The following is a 2,597-nucleotide window of genomic DNA, read 5'->3' on the forward strand; positions in this document are numbered from 1 at the left end:
AAACTGCGGGCGCGCCGGCATGCAGTAACGGCAACGCAGGTCGCAGCGGTCGGTCACCGACAGGCGCAGGTAGGTGACGCGCCGACCGAAAGGATCGACAAGGGGACGCGTTACGTCTACAGCTGACACATGGCCTATCTGTCCAAGCCCCGGGGAATCTGCGTCCTGTCCATGCGGGTACCTCATCAGTGCCTCTTCACCAAGCTTTTGTTCTACTTCCTTATAACGGAGCAACAAGTGCAAAAGCCAACGTAAGGCATTCACTGGACCAATTGGCAGCTTGGGGCACCATTTTAGCCAACCGACGGAGGGTGCTCCGATAAGAGCTGAGTGTAGGGATCGAGACTGGCGTATCTAAGGGTGTCTCTTACCGAAAGAAAGTGAGATTGCTGGCAGATTTGGCGACATGGGTATATATGTGGGATGTGAAGCGCAGGAGGGTTTCCGGGCAACTCTTGTCACTCCCTTTCGAAAGCTGAGGCGGATGTGAGGATTGGGGTAGCTATGGCTGTAACGGAACGCGGGTCACTTCGCTTCGGGAACATAAAGCTTTCGAACTGGAGAAATTTCAAAAAGGCGGATGTTGCGCTTCAAGGCCGCGTGTTCGTCATCGGTCCCAATGCGTCCGGAAAATCGAATTTCTTGGATTGTTTCCGTTTTCTTCACGATCTTGTATCGTTCGGCGGTGGTTTTCAGGAAGCAGTGGGGCGGCGTGGCGGCGTTTCCAAGCTGCGCTGTCATGCTGCACGTCGGAATCCCGACGTCGAAATTGACGTGAGAATTGTTGACGCCGATGGCAAGGAAAGGTGGAAATATACACTTGGTTTTAAACAAAATAAAATGTCGATACCCTTAATAGTAAAAGAAGAAATAATAAGAGGTGGAAAAAAAAAGATAGTTATGCGTCCCGACGAAGATGATAATGCGGATCAGGAGCGGCTTAGACAGACAGCCTTGGAGCAAGTCAATGTCAATAAGGAATTTCGAGAATTAGTTGATTTCTTTAGAAGTGTTCGCTACTTACATCTGGTGCCCCAACTTATTCGGGAACCTGAACGGTATCGCAGTGTTTCCGAACGGTCACCATTCCGAAGCGAATATGATCCTTTCGGCGGTGATTTTCTCGATCGCATTGCCAGCGTTAACAAAAAGACCCGCGATGCTTGGCTTCGACGGATCGGCGATGCGTTAAAATTGGTTGTTCCTCAGTTAAAGGAACTGGAATTTTATCGCGACGAAAAACTTGGCGTACCTCACCTCCGTGCAAAATTTGAACATTGGCGGCCACAGGGAGCTTGGCAGACCGAGGAACAATTTTCCGATGGCACACTGAGGCTTATCGGATTGCTTTGGTCGGTTCTAGAAAAGGGTGGTCCACTGCTCTTGGAAGAGCCTGAGCTCTCATTGCATCCAGCGATTGTACGACATTTGCCAGCAATGTTCGCTCGTATGCAGCAGCGAAGTGGACGGCAAGTCTTGCTCAGTTCTCATTCTGCCGACATTCTGCAGGACGAGGGAATTGCTTTGGACGAGGTTCTAATCCTCAAACCAGGCCGGGAGGGAACGGAGATAGTTTTGGCATCGTCAATAGATGAAGTTCACAATCTTGTGGAGAATGGCATTCCGCTTGCCGACGTGGCCCTTAGCGAATCCAGACCGTCTCGTCCGGAGCAACTGCCGCTTTTCGTCAAGTGAGATTGATGAGGCGGAGAGCTAATTATGTGTTTGAATGCTGCGGTAGAGGGTAGTCTGGATGAGGCCGTTGTTCGGCGAGTGGCCCATTCTGCTGGATTTGAGGTATCAAGAATCCTTCTGGCTCAAGGGAAGGGAAGAATACTAAAGCAAATAGACGGATACAATAAGTCCGCACGACGATCTCCTTGGTTTGTTTTGCTTGATCTTGATCGTGATGCCGGATGTGCACCGGAGTTCATAGCTAATAGACTGCCTCAGAGAGCACCTTATATGTGTTTTCGTATAGCGGTGCGTGAGGTGGAAGCATGGCTGTTGGCAGATTCCGACGCATTGGCTAAGTACTTAAGGATTTCTGTCGGACAAATTTGTGACCAACCAGAGCTCTTGGAACAGCCCAAAAATTACCTTGTGTCCATCACTCGTAAATCCACAAGCCCTCAGATAAAGCAGGCAATTGTACCGCGTGCGGGATCAGGAAGGCCCGTAGGCCCTCAATACGTATTGATGATGACTCAATTCGTTGAGCAATATTGGTCCCCAGAGAGAGCGTCGCGGCGGTCTCCAAGTCTTGCAGGATGTCTGCGGTGTCTGCGCGCTCTCAGAGAAAAGTGGGACGAGGCAGTTCGAACGGGGAATATAGGAGCATGAAGAAGTTCGGGATCGGGCAGCCGTTGAGACGGCGCGAGGATCGACGGTTTCTGACCGGCCGCGGCTGCTATACCGACGACATCCATCTCGACGGTGAGCTCGTGGGCCTCGTGCTGCGCGCCCCCTTCGCCCACGGCCGGATCACCGAGCTCGACGTCTCGGAGGCTGCGGCGGCACCGGGGGTAAAGGCGGTGCTGACCGCGGCCACGCTGAAGGAGATGGGGGTTGGGAATGAGATCCCCTGCCTGGCCCCG

Annotated in this window: 3 protein-coding genes; all 3 read left to right on the forward strand. The window is 52.3% G+C overall.

The window, feature by feature from the left end; translation table 11 throughout:
- The first annotated feature begins 504 nt into the window (after nt 1-504).
- Entirely contained in the window at nt 505-1,695 is a 1,191-nt protein-coding gene (locus D6694_00220) for a chromosome segregation protein SMC (protein ID RMH48665.1), read from the forward strand.
- Between the two features lie 24 nt (nt 1,696-1,719).
- On the forward strand, nt 1,720-2,343 hold the full coding sequence (locus tag D6694_00225) for a hypothetical protein (GenBank protein RMH48666.1): 624 nt from the start codon (nt 1,720-1,722) through the stop codon (nt 2,341-2,343).
- A partial coding sequence (locus D6694_00230) for a xanthine dehydrogenase family protein molybdopterin-binding subunit (GenBank protein RMH48667.1) occupies nt 2,340-2,597 on the forward strand: 258 nt, incomplete at its 3' end. The genes D6694_00225 and D6694_00230, both read left to right, overlap by 4 nt.

The organism is Gammaproteobacteria bacterium, from assembly GCA_003696665.1.
Classification (GTDB): Bacteria; Pseudomonadota; Gammaproteobacteria; order Enterobacterales.